The organism is Siphonobacter sp. SORGH_AS_1065, from assembly GCF_030818595.1.
Lineage (GTDB): Bacteria > Bacteroidota > Bacteroidia > Cytophagales > Spirosomataceae > Siphonobacter.
Genome location: NZ_JAUTAM010000009.1, coordinates 23,522 through 44,569, shown reverse-complemented (window position 1 = coordinate 44,569; position 21,048 = coordinate 23,522). Strand labels below are relative to the sequence as shown.

22 protein-coding genes are annotated in these 21,048 nt (G+C 37.5%); 6 read left to right on the top strand and 16 right to left on the bottom strand.

The genetic code is table 11. From position 1 onward, the window contains the following. Positions 1-549: 549 nt before the first annotated feature. Together QE390_RS24255 and QE390_RS24250 are read left to right on the top strand one after the other, a co-directional pair. The gene (locus QE390_RS24255) at positions 550-852 is read left to right on the top strand and encodes a hypothetical protein (RefSeq protein ID WP_307144293.1); all 303 of its coding nucleotides are present in this window, start codon (positions 550-552) and stop codon (positions 850-852) included. 71 nt (positions 853-923) lie between these two features. Then, positions 924-1,742 carry a zeta toxin family protein gene (locus QE390_RS24250; protein WP_307144292.1) on the top strand — a complete coding sequence of 273 codons (819 nt, stop codon included), beginning with the start codon at positions 924-926 and terminating at the stop codon, positions 1,740-1,742. A gap of 101 nt (positions 1,743-1,843) precedes the next feature. On the opposite strand, the gene QE390_RS24245 is transcribed toward QE390_RS24250, so the two are convergent. The 15 genes from QE390_RS24245 to QE390_RS24175 form a co-directional block, all read right to left on the bottom strand. Next, positions 1,844-2,665, bottom strand: a complete 822-nt coding sequence (locus QE390_RS24245) for a hypothetical protein (protein ID WP_307144291.1) — start codon at positions 2,663-2,665, stop codon at positions 1,844-1,846. Further along, positions 2,662-3,252 (bottom strand): conjugal transfer protein TraO, encoded by a 591-nt coding sequence (locus QE390_RS24240; protein WP_307144290.1) that lies wholly within the window; start codon positions 3,250-3,252, stop codon positions 2,662-2,664. Before QE390_RS24240 ends, QE390_RS24245 begins: the two co-directional genes overlap by 4 nt. Next, positions 3,249-4,316, bottom strand: coding sequence for a conjugative transposon protein TraN (gene traN / locus QE390_RS24235; protein WP_307144289.1), 1,068 nt, complete (start codon positions 4,314-4,316; stop codon positions 3,249-3,251). The genes QE390_RS24240 and traN overlap by 4 nt, the downstream gene beginning before the upstream one ends. 21 nt (positions 4,317-4,337) lie before the next feature. Then, positions 4,338-5,771, bottom strand: a complete 1,434-nt coding sequence (gene traM / locus QE390_RS24230) for a conjugative transposon protein TraM (RefSeq protein ID WP_307144288.1) — start codon at positions 5,769-5,771, stop codon at positions 4,338-4,340. A gap of 220 nt (positions 5,772-5,991) precedes the next feature. Continuing rightward, positions 5,992-7,023 carry a hypothetical protein gene (locus QE390_RS24225; RefSeq protein WP_307144287.1) on the bottom strand — a complete coding sequence of 344 codons (1,032 nt, stop codon included), beginning with the start codon at positions 7,021-7,023 and terminating at the stop codon, positions 5,992-5,994. A gap of 12 nt (positions 7,024-7,035) precedes the next feature. Beyond that, positions 7,036-7,650 (bottom strand): conjugative transposon protein TraK, encoded by a 615-nt coding sequence (gene traK / locus QE390_RS24220; protein ID WP_307144286.1) that lies wholly within the window; start codon positions 7,648-7,650, stop codon positions 7,036-7,038. A 6-nt stretch (positions 7,651-7,656) separates the two neighbouring features. Beyond that, positions 7,657-8,724, bottom strand: a complete 1,068-nt coding sequence (locus tag QE390_RS24215) for a hypothetical protein (RefSeq protein ID WP_307144285.1) — start codon at positions 8,722-8,724, stop codon at positions 7,657-7,659. Then, complete coding sequence (locus QE390_RS24210; protein WP_307144284.1) at positions 8,705-9,226, bottom strand: hypothetical protein; 522 nt, start codon at positions 9,224-9,226, stop codon at positions 8,705-8,707. Before QE390_RS24210 ends, QE390_RS24215 begins: the two co-directional genes overlap by 20 nt. Before the next feature lie 25 nt (positions 9,227-9,251). Continuing rightward, positions 9,252-11,762 (bottom strand): TraG family conjugative transposon ATPase, encoded by a 2,511-nt coding sequence (locus QE390_RS24205; protein WP_307144283.1) that lies wholly within the window; start codon positions 11,760-11,762, stop codon positions 9,252-9,254. Between the two features lie 29 nt (positions 11,763-11,791). After that, the gene (locus QE390_RS24200) at positions 11,792-12,097 is read right to left on the bottom strand and encodes a DUF4133 domain-containing protein (protein ID WP_307144282.1); all 306 of its coding nucleotides are present in this window, start codon (positions 12,095-12,097) and stop codon (positions 11,792-11,794) included. A 208-nt stretch (positions 12,098-12,305) separates the two neighbouring features. Next, a complete protein-coding gene (locus tag QE390_RS24195; protein ID WP_307144281.1) occupies positions 12,306-12,827 on the bottom strand; it encodes a hypothetical protein in 522 nt (173 codons plus the stop codon). 1 nt (position 12,828) lies between these two features. Then, complete coding sequence (locus QE390_RS24190) at positions 12,829-13,386, bottom strand: hypothetical protein (RefSeq protein WP_307144279.1); 558 nt, start codon at positions 13,384-13,386, stop codon at positions 12,829-12,831. A gap of 3 nt (positions 13,387-13,389) precedes the next feature. Continuing rightward, on the bottom strand, positions 13,390-13,725 hold the full coding sequence (locus QE390_RS24185) for a DUF4134 family protein (protein ID WP_307144278.1): 336 nt from the start codon (positions 13,723-13,725) through the stop codon (positions 13,390-13,392). A gap of 50 nt (positions 13,726-13,775) precedes the next feature. After that, the gene (locus tag QE390_RS24180; RefSeq protein ID WP_307144277.1) at positions 13,776-14,429 is read right to left on the bottom strand and encodes a hypothetical protein; all 654 of its coding nucleotides are present in this window, start codon (positions 14,427-14,429) and stop codon (positions 13,776-13,778) included. Positions 14,430-14,578: 149 nt separating this feature from the next. Continuing rightward, a complete protein-coding gene (locus QE390_RS24175; protein WP_307144276.1) occupies positions 14,579-15,352 on the bottom strand; it encodes a ParA family protein in 774 nt (257 codons plus the stop codon). Between the two features lie 689 nt (positions 15,353-16,041). Here QE390_RS24175 and QE390_RS24170 point away from each other — a divergent pair. Together QE390_RS24170 and QE390_RS24165 are read left to right on the top strand one after the other, a co-directional pair. Continuing rightward, positions 16,042-16,701: a hypothetical protein gene (locus tag QE390_RS24170; protein ID WP_307144275.1), complete on the top strand. Its 660-nt coding sequence runs from the start codon at positions 16,042-16,044 to the stop codon at positions 16,699-16,701. Further along, positions 16,698-19,040, top strand: coding sequence for a relaxase/mobilization nuclease domain-containing protein (locus tag QE390_RS24165; protein WP_307144274.1), 2,343 nt, complete (start codon positions 16,698-16,700; stop codon positions 19,038-19,040). The genes QE390_RS24170 and QE390_RS24165 overlap by 4 nt, the downstream gene beginning before the upstream one ends. A gap of 35 nt (positions 19,041-19,075) precedes the next feature. Here QE390_RS24165 and QE390_RS24160 read toward each other — a convergent pair whose 3' ends face one another. After that, positions 19,076-19,762: a hypothetical protein gene (locus QE390_RS24160; protein WP_307144273.1), complete on the bottom strand. Its 687-nt coding sequence runs from the start codon at positions 19,760-19,762 to the stop codon at positions 19,076-19,078. A 210-nt stretch (positions 19,763-19,972) separates the two neighbouring features. Between QE390_RS24160 and QE390_RS24155 the strand changes: the two genes are divergently transcribed. After that, the gene (locus QE390_RS24155) at positions 19,973-20,746 is read left to right on the top strand and encodes a ParA family protein (RefSeq protein WP_307144272.1); all 774 of its coding nucleotides are present in this window, start codon (positions 19,973-19,975) and stop codon (positions 20,744-20,746) included. Further along, entirely contained in the window at positions 20,739-21,047 is a 309-nt protein-coding gene (locus QE390_RS24150; RefSeq protein WP_307144271.1) for a hypothetical protein, read from the top strand. The genes QE390_RS24155 and QE390_RS24150 overlap by 8 nt, the downstream gene beginning before the upstream one ends. Position 21,048: the final 1 nt, after the last annotated feature.

The following is a 21,048-nucleotide window of genomic DNA, read 5'->3' as shown; positions in this document are numbered from 1 at the left end:
GTCTTAAAAAAATAAGTCAAACTAAAAAATTAGTTATTAACAATACTAGACGTACATTTCATCCCACACCTTATGCAATATGATCTTTTTTAGTCCAAACTCTATAGACTAAAACTTAAACATGTCTCTTTAAACTTTTGATAATGAACAACTTACTAATTAATGGTTCCTAAATTTACCGCTGCACCTTATGCATGATGATCTTTTTTGACCCCAAAAAACACAATTTTAGATTATATGACATTATGTAATTAATTGATTATAAAGCATTTATATTTTATAATTTGGTTGAAATGCCAAACAATACGACCTTATGCAATATGATCTTTTTCACATAGCTCCGCTTATGCAACATGATTTTTTTTCATATTACATTGATTTACAGTATTTTATATTAAAATAATAAACTGATTCTTGACTTACCTTTCCATTATGACTGAGAAATTATGCGACATGATCTTTTTTATAAAAAATATCTACAAATGTATATTTTATTTTAAATAGTACCAATTGATAACTAATTTAGCATTTAAAATAAACAAAATATCTATGAATGAATGTTATAATTCCACAGATCCTCTATTAATGGGGCTTTTTGAAGAATCTGAAGCAATTAATGAATTATATAATCGATTAATTGCCATTTATTCAGCTTCAACTGTAAACCAAGAGCAAAAACTAGATACCCTTCAAAAAATTGCTCATCTAAGAGTGTCTACTGACTACCTTACTCTTGGGGTTCAGGGAGCTCAAGAGCTTAAGGAAAAGCTACAAAACATTTTCTTGACACTGGAGAAAGCAGCAGCAATAGATTCTTCGTCTCTTCCACCTTTCAATGCTCTCTTCAACTAATTATGAATGTCCCACCTATCAAAGACGACCAAAAGCCCTATCTACTTAGTCCTGATCAGTTAAAAACATTCATGTCTGAACAGTATGCGATGATATTCTTACCTGGTGTAGAAAAAGATTTACTAAATCCAAAGGTAACTTTTCTAGCTGGGCAATCAGGTAGCGGTAAAACCCTATTAGCTAACAACATCTATCAGGAACAGAAGGGTAATACCGTGGTTATTAATTCAGATAGTATTAGAATCAGCCATCCGAAATATTCAGAAGCTCTCCATGCAGATCCTAAAAGAGCAAGTGTTTTAGTCCAGCCAGATACGGCCAAAATAAGCCGACTAATCATGGAAGCCGCTGCAAGTAATGGATATAACGTTATTATAGATGGCACATTGGCAGGAGATCATATAGCCATTGGTACGACAATGGCCTTATTTAAAAGTAAAGGTTATATTACAGAAATAGCAGCATTGGGTGTAAACGAACGCGTTTCTCGACTAGGCATTTATGCTCGGTTTGAGCAGGGGATGATCAATACACCAGGTCAAGCACGATTTGTAGATATACATGCTCATAATAAACAGTACGGTCAAATTTTAGAAAACTTGAAACAACTGGCCAGCGACTCTAGCCTAGTTGATAACATAAGAATATTTAGTCGAGAAATTGTTGATCGAAGGCTAAAACAGGTGTACGAAGGTCAAGATGTATTAAATTCAATAACTGCCCTTGAGAAAGTTAGAAATCAACCATTCACACCACAGGAACAAAGTTACTTGGTCAATATTTCTAACGTTATTACAGATCGAATGCTAAACAGAGGAGCTTCTCAAGCGGATATAGATGATTTTAGTAGACAAGCCGTATTCACAATCGCTTCAAGAAATCGGGTTTAATTATACGATCATGAACAAAAAAAACATCCTCAATTAAGGATGTTTTTTAAATTAACTATATAGGGACTTTGTAAAATTTTGATACAGAACCTGCCGTCGTATTATTTGGCTAGAACGTTGAAGGCAAAGGATTTTTTCTGGAGCTGCTCATCTTGAATCGAAAATTGTAGATTGTAAGATGTCTTTCGGTTTAATGTGCCATCCCTGACATATATGCCCATAGGCCAAGTCTGAGGTCCAAGCCCTTTATAAAAAACTTGAACAATATCACCACTTCGATACAGTGTGTTGTTGAATAGAATAACTCCATCCAGATCATCTAAGCTGATAACTAACTGATAACCAGTCTCTATGTTTTTTGTAAGTTGGTTTAAATACAATTCCAACCTTAGTGTGTCACCAGTAGCTAATGTATCAGATCCCCCGCCGGATTTTCTTACCTTGAAGTTGAAGTCTGGCAAATTGTAGAAGCTGATGGTTTTAGAAACACTTCTTTCCTTTCCCTCTGATTTTTTATCCTTTACATTGAAAGTAAAATCATAGTCACCAGCAGCAGGCTGCTTTAAAGGAGAAAAAATCACCTTCAACTCCTTATCTTGATTTAAAGAATCTAAACTTATGGGGATATAATCACCAAGTCGGTACCATTTTGAACCAACCTTAATGTTCCCATCCAATTTTGCATTAATAACTAGATTAAACTGTTGATTCTTAACTGATTGGCCCAAAGGACTCATGTAAAGCTGGAATGTTACCTTGTCTATTACTGAATACTCTAGAGGTCCTCTTACCTGTACATTGAGGTCTGTTGTAATTGAGTCATTTGAACCTGCTTGTGAATTCTCTGGACGTACTTCTATATTTCCAGTACAGGCAAATAAGGTCATCAACATTCCTGTAATTAAAATAGATAGCTTTCTCATCGGCTTTTGAAATAATTATAGCGGAGACCTATCCCAGCTCTTACGTGGAAATTCTGAACAGTTGACATTTCGGTCATGTAATACCCTTGAACTTTGCCAGTAATGGCTATCCTGCGACTCAAGTTTAATTCCGCTTGCAAGCCCGGAATACTGCCAAAAACGAAGGCACTTTTGGACACAACGGTTACGTCACCAACTCTTTTTCCTGCGTCTTGTACTCTTTCATAGCCAACAAAGGCTCCTAAAAGAGCATGTAGATAAAAGGTACGATCATTCGTTTTAAATAAGACAGGCAGGAAGCTCCCCTCAAGTAGATAATTGTCAACTGTTGATAGTATAGAGATTGCATCCACGTTGATGGGATAATACATTCGTTGCCCAGTAGCCCCAAATTGCCAGATCCCTTCTTTCTTACCGAATTTTCCTAAGTGAAATTGAAAGGAGTAGCCTTGATTATTAGTCTTCTGAATACTTAAACCGTCTACAAACCCTCCACCTATTTCTACAAACCGTTGCTGCCGATTGTGAATTTGTGCCTGGCTGGTCACTCCCAACATTACCAGTGTTGCTAAGAACCAGTATTTCATAAACCTTTTGCTCGTAAAATTGTCTGGTTGCCAAATTCAAATCGGAGGTGTCGTCCCCCCTTACTCTCATACATCTGGCATTCAAGTAGCTTATCTTCTCCAAATGTGATTAACTGGAAAGGGAAACAAACTTTCGTGCTGGTACGGTGTGGAATCGATACGGATTGCTTTGGCATTGGAAATCGAGTTTGTGGAACCACTTCAATTTCTTGGGAAGCCATTCGTTTAGTTACATCCCGATCTTTAAGGAAGAATTTGAAGAAATCAACATCGTAGTCTATTTCAGAGTTATTTTCAATTTCGATGGTGATGAACATGATTTTTTGTTTCACATAGATACCATCCAGTTTAAATTCCATTTTTAGTTTATTCGTACCTACGTCACGAATAAACCCCTTCTTTTTCAGGACTTTAGTCGCCATTGCTTCGAGATCCTCAGAAGAAATTTCTAGGCCTCCAAGGGTAGCTAAATCCACTGGTCTAGCAGCACCAGCACCCTGAATGCCATATTTTTTAATCATTTCTTCATCAAGTTCTACTTGACCTGTCATTGCTAGGCTTAAAATGTCTGGGTGCTCATTATAATTAACTAGGAAACTATAGAAACGCCCTTCGTCAGTAATAACAGCCAATGTGGTTTCCGTAAAGCCTTTTTCATTAGCCTTGATACGTAGAATGTTTTCAGATTCATCCGCCTTATCAGCGATCAAACCACTTGACCCAAGGTCTATATAGCTGACCTTACGTGGAAAAATAATATGGACTGTTTTTGTATAGGAAGCCTGGATCGGATACACCCCCCGAACTGATTTTTTAGCAATTGGGAAAATAAAGGGATTAGTTGGAGGAGCCAATGTTACATCTACAGTTGATGCCTCTGGAATAATTGTATCAGGTAGAGTGCTTGCTTTTTTAATGGGGACAATTTTTGTAACTCCACTGTTTGTGGCTTTAACTGGCGTTTTCTTTACGCTTTTAATACCACCTGTAGCAATTAGTTTTTGAGATAAAACTGGAGTCGCAGTAATAATACTAATCAAAGCCAGCCAATAGAATGTTTTCATAAAAACGAGTCTTTTTATAAATCAGTTGGAGGAGTTATTTTGTTGTTGTGCCCGTAAGAACACACGATAGTTAGGACGAATCGTTACTTTCACTCGTGAGATACGATTAGAAGCAAGGGCTCGTGCACCATTCATAACTGAACTGATGCCTTGAGCTGCGGCTTGTCCTACCATCATCTGTCCGACGTTTCCTCCATTGGGTATCATGTAAGGCATCTGAAAGCCGCCCCCATTCACTGCCTGCGAGCCAACTTCAGCAATTTGATTCTTCATAGCCAGGTTTGGTACGTAGAGCCCAGCTATCCCGTCTACATCGTATGCTCGGAGAATGATAGGAAGAATAGTATTATCAATTCGGACAGCATTCACTGTAATATTTACCCGCTCACCTGAGACTTGACAAACACCGGAGATAATTGAATTTTTAGGTAATATATAGCCTCCAACCATTACGTCTTCTAATAAGCGAAGTCGAACGGTGGTACCATTTGTAATAGTAATTGCGTCTGCATCTCCGTGTACAACAGCCGTAATGGTATTAGGCATTGGATTAGCCTGAATGGTAGTGGGAACTTTCTTCTGGCCTTTAAAGCCGAAGAAACCATTAGTAGATTTTTCTTGAGTAGCGGCGGTGTAGAGTCCATCTGCGTACTTCTGTTGCTGAACTGTAGTTATAGGAATGTTAGTTTCCGTTTGTACTTTATCTCTTATTTGAGGATTAGAATTCGCCTGAGTTGTTGGGTATGGATTGTAATCCGCAGGAGCTGCCTGGCGATTATATTTTCCGCTGTGAACATCACTTAAAAGACGTTCCGCCTGATCTTCCATCGCCTGAGCTCTTTTAAAGTCATTAGCCATTTCTTGTCGCCTGGCTAATTCCTCTGGAGAAAGTGCAGCAGGTTTGCCAATGCTTCGGATATTCTGATGGTTAGCCATCATTTGACGTCCTGCCTGCTCTTGACTTGCTCGCACTATACTTCCTTTAGATGCATATCTGTATGGATCGCCTGGCATTCTGCCATTTACCTGACGGTTTAATTTCTCTAGTTCAGCATCAGTATAGGCAGCATTTGACGAAGCTGCCTGCATTTTCCGAGCCTTATCATAAGAGCTTGATTCAGTCTGCGGAGTAACAGTTGTAGATAAAGTATTTACTGAGTTCTGAGATAATGAATCTAGATTCGTTAAACCTGATCCATTAGAGATAGACATCCCACTGCCTTCGTATTTTCTTTGAGAAAAGGACTTTGCCGATGGGCTTGGGAGAGCAGTTGAAAGGGTTTCTTTGGTAGATTTCGTGACTACCTGATCAGAGGAAGAACTGCCATTTAAGTCGTTTTCTAAAAGGCCGCTTCCTATGCCAATGACAGATAATACCACTACTAAGACAACAGATACCCAAGGTTTATCAAGTGCTTCCTTGATAAACCGATTCTTATCGGAATTACTTTTCATCTACAAAAAGATTAAAATTGCAGTTACCAGAAGATAGATGGCATAAGCTATCGGTAAACATAGAATGGAGAGTAGGATACGGCTTCTTTTCCTTATGCCTACTCGCTTTTCCCAATTTTTCAGGCCTTTGCCGAATGTCAACTCGAGCTTTCTATATAGCCTTTTTAACCATCCTTTTCGCCGTGGAAAAGACTGTATTTTTTGTGGGTCATTTTTCATTCTACTTAATTCTCCCCATTACAATCGTTTGCCAATCTGCGTCGGATATGCCGTTAGGTTTATTTAAAATAAAATTTACCATATCAGACCCCAAGGATGCTATATCCTTTGAATGCTTACTATTCCAGGCAGCAACAAGCTCATCATAGTATCTTAATTGATTATTATATTCTTCCAATCGCTTAGGATTATTCCAAAAATCAAGAGCTAACGGGCTAGGTGCTTCTGGACGTGTAGGACGTGGATCTGAAAGTATATTTTGAGCGGCCATTTGTCTGCCTTGGACTGAATTGCTAAATGCTTGTTGACCTGCTTGAGTGGCAGAATTTGAAGAGTTTTGTGCTAACGAGTTTGTAGAGTTCTCGTCATAATCAACTTCCTCATACTTAGCTGTATAGCCGTTTTGCCATTCTATACTTGAATTAGAAGCGACTTGGATATCATTTTTGATTCTGTACATTTTCATAGTGGCTATTTTATCTTTCGTTGTGCTGGCACGTTGAAGAGATAATCGCTCTAAGCCATCCATGAAGCTACGGATGGCCGCTTCACGATTCATAGATTCCTGATAGATTTTCATGATCAATTGGGAACGTTCTGCGTCATTCATCTCTAAAACGTTTTGCTTGACCATTTTAGAAATATCATCAATTAGACTAGCATGGGCCTTAGTCATGACACCCGCATTGCGATGAATAGTTGCTAGGTCTGTCGCTGTGAAATGTTTATCTTTTCCAGCAATCCACATGAATTTCTGATAATATTCAAGAGATCGTTGAGTTGATCTAACGGTTTCTTGTATACGTTGAAAATCTTGAAGACCTGACTTTAGCCTTTTAAGTTTATCTGCAATCGCCAGAAAGTGTTTAAATTCCTGGCTGTTGATCAGCTTGGAAGCAAAATGGACTGTTTGGCTAACAGTGTTGACTATTTGGTTGAGCGGATCATTGACGATAAACTGAGCATTGGAGGAAAATGTACTAGCAACCAATAAGCTCGTAACGGTACCGAGTACTATTAAAAGTTTTTTCATAGGTGGTTGGATTTATCGAGTGGAAATAAGCTCGTTTTTCAGTACTGTATAATTCTTCATCAAAAAACCATTAGGATTATTCACCGATCGGTTGATGTCAACCAAGTCACAACTGGAAACGAGTGATTTAATGGTTTCACCAGATGGCCGTGTTACCGTGATCTTTCCATATACCATAGCTTTATAAGGAAAAACCCGCATATTGAGAGCTATACTATCTTGCTGAAACTTCTGAATCATGTTCCCATTAATAATGTTTGTGTAGTAATTACTCTCTTGCCAAAGATCGAAGGGGATCTTAACCGATTCATCTCCTAAGAAAAAAGCCTTCTGGGCATTTGCTTCAATCGACTTTTGATCAGGAGAAATGTTGAATATTAATTCGTGGTAGCGATTGAGATGAAATTTAGCTTCTGCCTCTCGATTGTCCTGAACTGTAGAAGCTAAGGCTTCTACAGCAGCACCATTGTTTAAAATGTAAATTCTTTGCTGCGATGCAGTTTGTGTTGTTTGGGCATTCCAGATAGAGAACATCGCTAAGCCGACAGAGGCCAGCACGACGATTAGAGCAATCGAGCGATTGCGTTGAAAAGTAGTTTCTAGGTTTTTTAAAGATTCGAGTGCCATTATTTTTTATTTAGCTGTACTTTTTCCAATTCTTCCTAAGAACCTCCCTGTACTTTTTGCTCCTGACGCAACTGCGGCTCCTGCCCCTCCAAGGAAGCGAATACCACCCGCAGCACCTCCTGCACCACTCCGCGTTACGGCTCCAGCTAATCCCCCGGCTTTACTTGTTGCAGAACTGCTCATTGAAGTCATACCACCAACGGCAAGAGCCATAGATGACCAGCTAGGAAGCATGGTATATCCAATAAGGCTAACTAGTACCACTACCAAGTACAAGAATGTTTGCCCTGTTTCCCACTCCAAAGAACTTATTACAAAAGGCATCATTAAACGATAGCAGAATATGGTATATGCTTTACAAAGCAAGACCATCAACTTTGCATGTATATACTTAGCAAACCATTCAGCGGCATTATTGGAGTACACATCGAAAATTGCAAAGGCAAATGCCAATGGAGCAATAAAACCAAGCATTGTGGTGGTAAACAGAGAAAATAGGATAATGCAGAAATAACCTAACATTCCTAAACCGTCAAAAAAGTAAACAGTCCCCTTAACTAACATTTCTTGTACACCATCCAGCGAATCGGATACTCCATCACGAATGGTTCGCCAAGCGGATTGACCCCACTCAACAAGCACATTATCAGAACTTTCTTTTGCGTATTCCTCAAGTCGTCGGTCACGCTCAGCTTTCATGTAGGCTGCATAACGATCATCCCTGGTTTCCATGAGCTCATTGAGTTTTGCTCGTTCGGTTACCATAGTCCCATTTATGGAAGATCCACGTTCTATGTCTGCGAAAATCGTGTTCAGTGAGTTACAGATTTGGTTGGATCCTGTAATTGCAACAAGAAGAACGAAAGGCCGAAACAGTGGGAAGTAATCGATTTCTTCTCCCCTAGCAATTGGGCCGATAATCCGGCTGAATATGTATACAGTTGCACCTATCATCCCTACAGCCCGAGCGACCGTTGTAAATGCCCCAATCTGCATAAACCCTTTCGAGGTTTCATAGGCTGGTGCGAGCATTGAATTGATCGCATCGTACATGCTAACGACTTGTAGAAGCATGATCAAATTTTTTATAGTGAATGACAGTTCTATTTTTCTGAGGTAGGAATGACTTATCCTCCTGAATCAGAGTACCATTTTCAAACCGTACTTCCATCCAGGAAGATTGGTCATCATTGCGACGAGTACTCATGCAGTCATGCTCTGCATCGTAGAAGTACAATACTGTTGATGGCTCTTGATTGATACTCGGATCTCGATAGTAACTTAAATAGAAACCTTCCTTAGTACTAGATGGCTTGAAGGTATTAGTTATAGCATCACCAGAATCTATATTCAGTTTCTTAAGTTTTCCAGAACGGCCAATCATTTCATAAGCTTGGAAGGAACCGATAAACTTTAGAGCCCCTTCTGGCAAAGTTTTAGTTGCTTCAGGCATTTCTACTTGAGCAGATTTAGGTAACGAACTGTTCAAGTTGCTGTGTGCTTGATCAGTTCCTTGCTGCTTTTTATGACATGAGATAATGCAAAGGCCCAACAATAGATATAGTAATTTTTCCATAGGTCCCTTAGTTTACATTATAGTGTTACGATTGTAGTATTTGCTTACGTGGCCGTTCACCCCTGGCAAAGGCTGAAATGGCTTGTTCAAGACTTCCCCTTTCAGTGACTAATTGTTCAATAGCCGATACATCTGGTTTTTCAGTGGTATAACTTGCATAGGCTTCAGGTGATACTTCATTTCTATATACCTTCCATAAGCCTTGCCAGCTGATAAAAACCTCTTTGTATTTACCAGCCTTTGAATCATTAGCCATGTTTACAGAAAGTAAACCAGCGATTTCTTCATCTGATAGACCTAAGAGTGATTGAATGACTTCTGACTGATTTTTGTAGCGACGGAAGTCCAAAAGGATTTTTACAGCCGCATTATTGATGATGGCATCCTTTACTAGTTCTGATTGAAGATCCTGAGGCTCTTGGGTAACAGAGATCAGACCTCCATAGTGTTTACGAGCAGTTTTTGCCACCCATTTTAGGAATGTTGCAAAACGAGGATCAGCTAAAGCTTTCCAAGCTTCCTCAATAACAAGCATTTTAAATATGTCTTTGAGCCCTTTTTCTTCTTCATATTTTTTGAGTTTCAGGAGCTTACGTACATATAAATTCATGATAATCATAGAGGTAGTGGTAAAAAGGGTGACGTTATCTTTGATATTATCTAGCTCAAAAACGACAAACTTTTCACGGAATAACTGATTAGTCATCGAGTTTCGATCAGCATTCATTAGGTGACCAAAATGACTGCCTGAAACGAATCGATCCATAATAAACTTGAAGTTTTCTAGATCAAAATCTTCCTTTTTAAACTTATATGCTTTTTGGAACTCACCCTCAGTGACATATTTGAAGAAGCTGTCAAAGCATGGATACTCAGGGTCTACCTGCTTTGCCAAATATTTGTAATACCCATGAACCATTTTTTCGACGGCTACTGTCGAAGCATTTTTAACGTCAGAGTCTTGAGCTTTCCAAAGCGTTAGAATCAAATCAATGATACTGGTAATCGTATCATCGTCTAGATCAAACTCACCATCGAAATAAAAGGGGTTGAATGACAGGGGGCTTGATTTATCATAGGTGATGTATACCCCAGAGTGTTGAGAGCATAAACGTCGATACGAATTACCCGTATCTACAATCATTACATGGCAACCCTGCTCAATATGGTAATGAAGCAACTGGTTAGCAAAAAAGGATTTACCGCTTCCCGAGGGTCCAACAATCATAGCGTTACGGTTACTGATAATCTGTCGATTCATGGGTTCCATGAAAATGTCAACCATCAAGGGTTTTCCATCTCTATCTGCTAACCTTACTCCCTGATTAGAATACATCAAATCATTATAATTTCTTTCAAGGGCCAGCAAACAAGCACTTTCTTCCACAAAAAGGGCTGCTAGATTATCATAACCAATCTCACCAGCCGCACCAGGTATACAAGACCAGTAAATAGAAGGGGCATCCTGTATCGCAGAACGGGCAGTGAATCCAGATCGACTAAAGGCGGCATTTACCTGACCACGCTGCTCCATCATTTTTTCCCGATCAGGATGCCAGGTAAGAACATTGCAGTGTACTCGCACGACAGGTTGGCCTAACTCAACCTGTTTTTGAATGAAATATTTCTTGATGTCCATATTGTAAGTATTCTGATCAGAATACTTAGCAAAGGACTTCATCCGGTTAGATTCTTTTTCAAGTTGCTTAATGAAGGCCGGGGTATCTTCTATGTAAAAAATTTGATTATAGATATGGTTAAAAGGCAGCCCCAGTCCTACCCGATAGCCCAAACTACTGGGAATTGAATAATCTCCTACGGTATACTTGTCAATAGTAGCATTAGAAATCAACCGATTAGGAAACTCTTCTAATTCAGAAACAGTAGTTACGGAGCAGTACTTACCCCCTACTTTAAAATCCTGTATCTCTAAATCAGTAATAGAAATATCATCCAATGAAAGAGAAAGATAATTTTGAAGAATTGAGGTGGTACTAGTAGAATAGTCCATCTCTTCATCCGTCAACTTTCGAACTTGAAATAATTTAGAGTCTGCTAAAGCCTGAACAAACTGAGTACAAACTTCCCTATGTTTAACATCAATATCACCATGGGTATATTCGCGTGGAATCATACGAGGGGATATTAAAGAAGTAGCTGAAGACAACCGCTTCTGGAGCCTGTCCATTGGTCGAGTAATGAATAGCAAACATTTATGCTTAATGAAAGGTCGCTCCGCAAAATGACGTTCATTTGAGACAGAAATCATCAAGCTTGAACCACGGTACTGTTGATAATCAGGTTCATAACGTTCTTCAATGTACCAATCTTGTTTATGAACAATGGTATTGACTGGAAGCTGAGAAAGTGCCCGAATGAAAACATCATGCATGGCATCATAATCACTTTCTGCCTGAGTGTAAACCTCTGGAAGGATTAGTTCATAGGCACAAGTCAAGTCGGCATTCTTACTCACATACATGCCATTCTCCAGGGCAAGTATGGGCATTACGTCTTCAATTTTCTTTACTTTCATAGATAATGCTCGCTTTTCAGGGTATGTTCTTATCGTCTAAGGCTCTTCGGACGTCTCACAATTACATGGCTAGGAAGCCCATCCTTTATTTTTTTTCTTTGGTAACCCCACCGACCATACGTTGAATTGAATTTGAAAGCGAAATAGAAAATAGCAGCAATCCCCCCAACAGTGATAAATAAGACTAGATGAGCTTGGGGAAGGATCATAAACAAAATGATCCCTAGAAATACTACACCCGCAACCCCAATTAACGTACCCCATACGTAGATACCCTTAAGGCCTTGAAACTCAATTTCATTTTCTGTCCCTTTGATTACTTCATATTCATTCATGTATTCTAAGGTTTGAAGTATCCGATCATATATGAAAATCCGAGTACTGCTCCACAACCCACCAGTAGGTTAATTAGGTAAGCATCAACTTCTTCACCTCTGAATAGTCTGATACTAATTCTAGCAATCGCAATAAGCATTGCTAGAAAGCAGACAACCTGAAAGCCAAACAGTAGGTCGTTTTGTATATAAAAGAGCTCTTGCATGATTAGAAGTTAACAGGAGGCAACTCGCCAAACTCTTGACCGTATCGGTTATCTATTTCCTCGGGAGTGTAAAACTTTTGAGTTTGCGTATCTTTTAGTTCTGGAGATAACGGCATCGCTTTAGTAGCTGACTCTCCGCCATAGCCCCAAGTCTCGACGTGTTTTGCATCTATCCACCTAGACATATCTGGATTACTGATAGTTGCTGAGTCCTGTTCTGTAAAGGAGGAGTAGCTTTGTTGTCCATCAGAGAGTATGACTGAGGTAACTGGAGCCCGCAATACCATCATTGAGAAAATATTAGGTGCCACAAACAGAAACACGATCCCTAATCCCCATTTATAAAGCTTATCAGTGAAAGTTGGACTCCCGGATTGATATTCTTTGACTAATCGAATAATTGCAAAACCTGCAACTGCTAAGCAGCAAAAAGTAATTAGTAAGATTAGTCCTCTTTTTTCTTTTAGAACATAATTTTTTGTAAAATCAGAAATAAGAGATAAGGCTAATATGTTAAGGCTCATATTAATTGAAGTAATAGTGACTAATAAAGAAGTTTAAAACGGCCACAGCAAATAATGATAATCCCCATGTAATCAATTGTTTTCCTGCGTCAAAGTCACCTTCCTGCAAACTTTTGTATTTATTCGGAAGAACCATGAATGCTATTATACCAATGATCACAAAAACAAGCTTAGAAATAGCGTCTTTTTGATCTGAAATCATGCCGCTAGAAGTAGACAATGTTTTACCAATATGTACAGAAATAATTGTTTGGCTATCTTGGTAAAGTAATTTGACAATCATCATAAGGGTTAAACAAAGTAATATACTTAAACCAAAGTTGATTGCCCTTCTTCCTGCTTCCGAGTCGCCTTGCAAGTATTTTCTAAAAGTTGGCACTATGTAAAACATACTCAGAACTCCAACCATTAAAAAAACAAAGTTCAAAATGGTATCGAATCCTCCATTTGTAAAACCTGTTTTTTTTAATAAATAACTTGTTATTTGGGCGTTAGCTTGTGCTGTTAAAAGGGAGAGAATGATTAATAATCTCCCTTTTAATATTATTTTTTTACTCATTCACTAATTTGTAAAGAAAATTACTTGAATTAAATATGCAGCAGCAGCTACAAAGAGGATACCGCCACCCCAGTTAAGCATAGACTTGCCTGCGTCAGGATCACCTGAATTCATTTTTTGGTATTTTGAAGGTAGTACTACCAAAGCTACCACTCCGCATATAACAAAGATTAGGTTACGAATAGTAGTATACATGGCACGTATGCCAGTGTTAGTTTGATTAAGCTGAGTTGTTAAGGTTGACAATTCAGCTGATTGACTGTAAGCATGAATCGCAAAATTTGAAGCAATAAATACTACGAAGAGAACGATTATTTGTTTTTGGGATAACTTTAACATAAGCATTGTATTTTAAATTGTAAAATTGATTTTAGATTAGATGTTTTTTGTTAAAATGCATCATTCATTAAGTCTTTTAAAAAAGATGATTGTTCATCATCAATAATATTTGAAAATATTTTTTCAAATATTATTTCATGATCTTGTGAAGGAGTCGTGGCTAAGGTTAGTAGTAATTCCTTTTCTATTGGATTAGCTATGTTCGCTTTTATTTTAGTTATTATTTCAATTAAGTCTTTACCCGCTAGTTGACTTATTTCTATAGGAATGTCCTCGTTAAATTCTACTAGCAATTCTTTAGGTGATGGTATAGATGTATCTTCTATTACTTTTTGATATGGGCTTTGGGGTGTTTGGGCTAACACAGCGGCAACTAGTCTCGTCTGATCTTCTTCCGAGTTAACTGAGTAGGAATCAGTAATCGGCGGATCTGGTACTAGGGGTAAACCATGCGGTGGCTCTTGGTCTTCAATAGGGGTGTCCTTAAAAGTACTGGCTTCTGGTACGACTGAAACCTGTGCATTTCTCTTCTGGGAGTTGGCAGCTAATAATGAGGAAGATGTTGACTGGTCAACTGACTTTTTAGCCATTGTGGGAGTCGGAGCTGATCTTCTACCCGTTTTTTTAGAAAAGTAAAAGACATAGGACCAATGGCTCAGTACCACCGGCCCCCCGACATAGAATAGGAAATCAGTTAGTTTCATTTTAGCTACACCTAGAGTAAAACGCTGTTTATGCCCCTAAAGATGTAGCAAAAAATGATAATATCAAAAATAAAAACACTATATATAGATATTTTTTATTTTAAAGCCTCTTATTTTTATGTACCTTTGAAATATCTATAACAAAATATCTACGTATGGATTATTTTATATATCTCTCTTGTCCAATCTGCCAGGCCTGCTTGGTCATATTGGAGTAGACTTCCTAATGATGTTACAGTTTTCCCTATGTCCACAGTCACTGTGCTCTTGATATTACAATTCATGAAGGATACTGGTATAGGGAAATCAGGAAAGAATTTATCCCTATAGCTCAATACTTTGGGTTGAGCACTTTGATAGTTGGCAGATTTTTCAACTCTGAAACGGTTCCAAAACAGGTAGATATGTTTAAGCTTAGGTAGTTGGTCTGGATTTTCAAAAAGCCATTTTAAAAAGGTCATTGTACCCTCTAGTACTATTGGAGACAATTCAATAGGAATAAAAAGATAATCAAGTTCAGAGAAGAAATCTAGGAGTGGTTCGGCGTTGCCTTCTCCAAACCCAGAAGAGCCATCAATTAGAAGGTACATATCCTCATGATTCTCTTCCGCCTTTACCTTAAATGCCTGTACCCATTGGGGTAGGCGTTTTGCGGGAATCTTAGTTATAGGGTAGTGAGGTCCTAATTTCAGCTTATTGAGTATATAGTTTGGCAATCTATTTTCTTTGAATTTTCCAAAATCTGGTTGATTAATCCATTCTACCTCTTTACTCCTAATTTTCAAGCAACTAAGCTGGGAAGGATCGTAATCAAGAACTCTGGTTGATAGGTTATGAGTATAAGAGAGCTCGGAGGCGAGGGTAAGTGTTAGGGTTGATTTTCCTACCCCTCCCTTTGTAGTATAGACAGCTATTGTTTTCATAAAGAAAGGTGAATGTGAAATATGTTTGAAATGTAAATAATCTTAGATAGCTACAAAATAAATATATAAAATTATAATTAAATATATTTAATCTCAAAATATAGGTCATGTGGGCTAAGTAGGTTAACTGAACCTAATATACTAGTTAGGTTAAATGGGTTCATTTGGATAAGTAGGTCAAGTGGGTTGACTAGATTATATGGGTTAAGTAGGTTGACTAGACTAACTGGGTTAACTAAAGTAAATACTTAGAATAGGGTATGTAAGTGGGGTAACTGTATTTTAAAGGTTAATTAAATTAAATAGGTTAATTTATACAAACTGATCAAATAGGTCAAGTGGGTCAAATAGGTTAATTGATATAAACAGGTTAGATAAGACAAATAGGTTAATTGGGGTAGGAGTAAATCTTATTCAGTTTGAACAAAATACGATTCAAGGGAAAGGCTGAAGAATGAAAGCAGAATGTATGATGATCCATTTACACAAATGAAAAATGGCCAAATTAAACTAAAAAAGACATTATTCATTTTGGGTAGAGTTTGGTAGCAAGCCATGTTTTTGTCCGGACAAAAACCACTTTTCCTCACTTACAGGCTTGTTTAGTGAGAGTTACATTCGCTAGCAGCTCAAGAGTAATAATTCGTAAATGAATTGATGATTTTTAACAACCCCCATTGATAGATGCTATGCCGCAAAAAGGAAGTAAAAATGAAGAAGAACTAAAATCGGATAAGAGAAGAAAGAAGAAGCCTAAATCCATGGGCTCAGCAAACCGAGCGAAGGGAGGGCGAAAGCTTCTTCCGCCAGATGAAATACGGTCTTATCGGGTTACTGATATAAGATTCAATCGAAAGGAGATTAGGTTACTAGAGAAATTAAAAGAAAAATCAGGATTATCTACAGCTGATATTTTTCGCACTCTGTTGCTGAAACAGCCCATCAGGGTTCCTGTTCCGAAGCTATTTCCTCAGGAGGTTTTAGAAGTTTTACGTGATCTAAGGAGATCAACAGGACTGCTTCAAGTCATGGCCTGGAAAGAAAAAGAAATTACTTCAGAGGAGAAAAGTTATTTATTTGACGCAGAAATTGGTCTTGTCAGAACTATAGAGCAAACCGAGATATATGTTACTCAAGGATTGCGAAAGGCAGATAATATACAAAATCTTGAAGCTTTGGTTAGGACAGGTGAAAGCTTAATAATTGGATTATCCCAAGTTGCCATACAAGAGGGTAAACTTGGAAAAAAAGAGTCTGCTGAGCTCGATGAGTTAAAAAGAATCTTTCAAGAAATGATTTCTGAGACTCAGGTGATCGGTAATTATAATAAGATAGAACCAGAACTATGATTGGTAAAACAGGTCTGGGTAAGGGGGCAGCGGGGTTGATAGCTTACTGCATGCAAGAGAAACTAGATGGCTTGGAAAAGTACAAAAAAAAAGAACATGTACTTCGTGGGGAATTAATCTATCACCAAGGGTTTTCCACTGCTCAGATGAGAGATTTGAAGAGTGGTATTGTTAATCCCAACGCACTAGCTAATGAGTTCAATAAGGTTGCGAAAATGAATACCAAAACAAATAAGTTTTTATGGCATCAAACCCTGAGCTTTCATCCAGACGACAAAATAGATAACAATCTCATGCGAGCAATCGTGAAAGATTTTGCCGAGAAATATGGGTTTGCCGATAACCAACTCTTAGCAATTCGCCATAACGATACAGCTCATTCTCATGTCCATATCATTGCCAACCGAATTGACCTTTCCACGGGAAAAAACACTGCGACTGATAAAATGAACTATCGCAAGAATGAAGATTTTTGCAGACAGATGGAGAAAAAGTATGGACTGAAACCTCTGGAAGATTATGAACAAGTAAAGCAATTACATCAAGAGGTTCAAATGGTACTTGACAGTAAAGGGCCATTAGTTGAATTTTCGGAAGCCCTTGAGAAAAGTTGGAAGATTCACATACCTGATATTTTTCCGAAAAATTTTAATGAAAAACAAAGACGTATAGCTGAAATTGAATATATTTTAAAAGAAGGAATTGGAAAGGTAACTTCATTAAACGAACTGAAAGAGCTAATGAACGCAAATGGGTATAATCTGTATTCAAAGGTGGGATTAGTCTTTCGTAATAGCCACCAAGGCCATATTGCAGTAAATGAATCGGATCTAAGTAAAAATTACTCTTACGAAAGTATTAAATCAACAATTGAAATTAATGTAATAAGGAAGATCAAACCAATTATTGATTCTACGATACCTTTCTGTACAAGTATTAAAGATTTTGTAAGAGAGATGGAGAAAAATCGGATAGGTGTAAGAATGGAGAGAGGTATTAGTTTCTACTTACTAGATGGAAAGGAACCCGTAATTATTAAAGGAAGTGATGTTTCTAGGGAATATTCTTTAAATGGTATAAAAGATCAAATTAAAACTAATTTTATTACGACTCAATTCGATTCTATTTTATCACAAGCAGTGTTAAATTCTGCACGCCCTATTCATTTACATGATTTTTCATTTAATGATAAGTTAGTATTAGTAAATAAGAATGCATTAACAGCTAAGGCTTTAACGTTATCTCAGGTAGAATCTACCATTATGGCTGGAAGATTTAATCAGCCAAAACAGGAAGCCTACGAGAAAGCATCGAGAATTATAAATGAGTCGAACTTATGGAAACTAATACCTAAAGATTCACATCAAGTAGTCAGAGATGGGCTTAGGTTAGTTAATGAAAATCACAAACAAACCTCGATGAGCTTTTTATCATCTTGGACACTATTTCACCAGACCCTCTTAACTAATGGTGTTGATTTAGGTGTATCAAATCGAGAAGCTATAGAGTTCATATTGAGGGATTGCATATCACCTAAACAAAAAATACAGACAAGTGAATCAGAGGGAGCCGCCGGGGATAAGTTCTCTTCTATTTGGCAGTTATACAAAAATGCCATTAGAGAGGAAGGCGTTAGACCTGTACTTAAATTTCAAACTCTAAAGGGTTACTCTAAGGTCAACGAGCATAGTGACTTGCTTAATAAACTTATTACTGCTATGCCCCTAGGAAAATTTACAGCAAGGGATCTCCCCACGTTTATTAAACAGATTGCCAAAGAAACTCAGGGGAAACACACTATTACTGATACTGTCTCTCCAACGACTAGGATACTGAAAATGGAGGATTTTCAGCAAGTCTCTTCATTAAGGCTGACCATCGACTCAGTAGTTGCCAAAATGCCACCTATGGGCAAAACGGATTCTTACATAGATAAGTTTGCAGTATTGACTCATTTCAGTGAGGAATTGAACCGTCATGGTATCAAAGTTGTCATCCCTCCAGTTGGGATTGATTCGAACGGGAATATTCTGGGGATTTCCTTTTTGATTCAAAATCCTAAAGACGAGCATGCCTTTGTTCAAGTTCCTGGGAGTTATTTAGGGAACGAATATTCTGCCCAATCTCTCTTAAATAGATTCGGAAGAGTTGATCAGACCCTGATACCAATTGCTGAAGACCTCAGTGAAGTGACAATTCATGATCGACTGCGTAATCTCACTTCCGATTTTGAACCTGATATCCATCCCAAGAGGGTTTATGGTGAAGAAGAATCTGATATGGCAAAAATTGCAAAAGCTTTACGGCAAACTAGACCACGGCGGAGTAGGGGAGTGTAATATAAAGGGTGAGAAAAAAGCCTCACCCTTTTGTACTATTGATTTAGTAAGTGTTTAACCTTTTGAAATTTCGAATCATTCTGGTATAAATTGAGGAAGTAAGCAGGAACTGTAAGCCCTTCTTTTCTAGCTAGTAACGTTAATAAAGAATAGTCTTCTAAAGGTACATGGATTCTAACAACTACACTATCTTCTAATGGTGTATTCCTTAATTTACTAGTACTATTGAGTGTTTTATTATCTGTTTTGCTTGATTTGTTAGATGCTTTTTTTGAAGATTTATCAGAGTTACTTTCTGGTTGATCAATCTGCGTTTGTTGTGATTCTGTTGGTATTTTTTGCCGATTTATTGATACTTCTGAGTCACTACTTACTTTATTAAGTGATTCCTTCTTAGGTGGAACTAATAAATCAAAATTTAAAGGACCAAGTTTACCTTCAACATCTTCCTCGCTGCTTCTAATTTTGCCAGTCTTTTTAAATTCATCGTAAGAGATGTATTCTGGGTGACTAGTAGTTAAAAGGTGTAAGGCCTGTTTGATTTTAATATCATTGATAAAATCTTCACCAAAATACATATCTCTAGACTCGAAATCGGTAGCTATAAAGTGAGCCAATTCAGTCAGAGTATTTTTGGTTGAGTATTTCTTTCTGACTTGCTCTAAAGAATCTAAAATTTCCTTGGGTAGTCGATCCAAGATCTCCTGAGTAGTGAGTTTCATAGTACAGTATTTTGAGTTACCGAATTTTTGTTGGCAAAATAAGGGAAATAATTTTATTGACCTAGTTGACCCACTTAACCTAATGAACTTAGTTGACCTATTTATATTATTAAATTATTGATAATCAATTGATTGTGTATTTTATAAAAAAATTATATTTAATTATATTTTTTTACATTTACTTTACCATCTGAAAAAACACCCAAGACAATGATTACAATTGCAGTAGCCAATAATAAAGGCGGCGTTGGTAAAACAACTACAGCTCAAAATCTAGCAGCCGCTCTAGGCCGTTACTTCAAAAAGAGAGTATTAATATGCGATTTAGATCCTCAAGCTAATTTGACAAGTGGAGCAGGAATCAAATCAGGTGTTGTACTAGATTGTGGAGATTTCATTTTAGGAGATGATTTTGATAAAATCGTAAAAAAAGAAGTATCTGAAAATGTGGATTTATTACCAGCTAGCGGTTTTTTAGTAAATAAGGAAGGAGCTATTAAACAATTGGGTAATTTTCCTTTTACTTTTCGTATTAAACTTAAAAAAATATCGGATTTTTATGACTATGTAATCATCGATTGCCCGCCTGCTATTGGTGATTTAACACGATTAGCTTTGTGTGCATCAGATCGATATTTAATTCCTTTAGAAGCAGAAGCCTATGCTTATGAAGGATTAGCAAAATTTGTTCAATTCGCTGACGAAATCAAAGAAGTTAATAGCTTTTTAAAAAATGGCTGGGTTTTAGCTACTCGTTTCAACCCTAAAAGCAACCGTAACTTGAGTAAACAAATTATTGATAAGACTCATGAACAATTGGGAGAAATGGTACTTTCTACATATATTAGAGATAATTCAGCTCTATCCGCAGCCCAGCTAATGGGTAAAGACATCTTCGTTTTCGAAGAAAAGGCAAATGGTGCTGCTGATTATAAAGCATTAGCCAGTGAGGTTTTGGAAAAATTAAAAATAGGCAATGGCTAAACCTAAGAAAATAGAGATACCTCTTTTAAAAGATATAGCTCCAACTAAAACACTTCTTTCTACTTCCGAATCCCAATTATCCACTAATGAGGAAATTGCAAATAGGATAGAGAAAACCATTAGTGTACGGTTCGACCTACCAGAATCACAGTATGAACGCCTCAAAGATATTTTGTATTGGGAGCGTCTTACTCTTGGACAATATTTAATGGGACTTGTAAATCATGAAATTATTGAAAAAAATCCAGCTAAACGGCCCCCCGATCAAAAGCAAAAACGCGGGCCCAAACGAAAGAAATAGG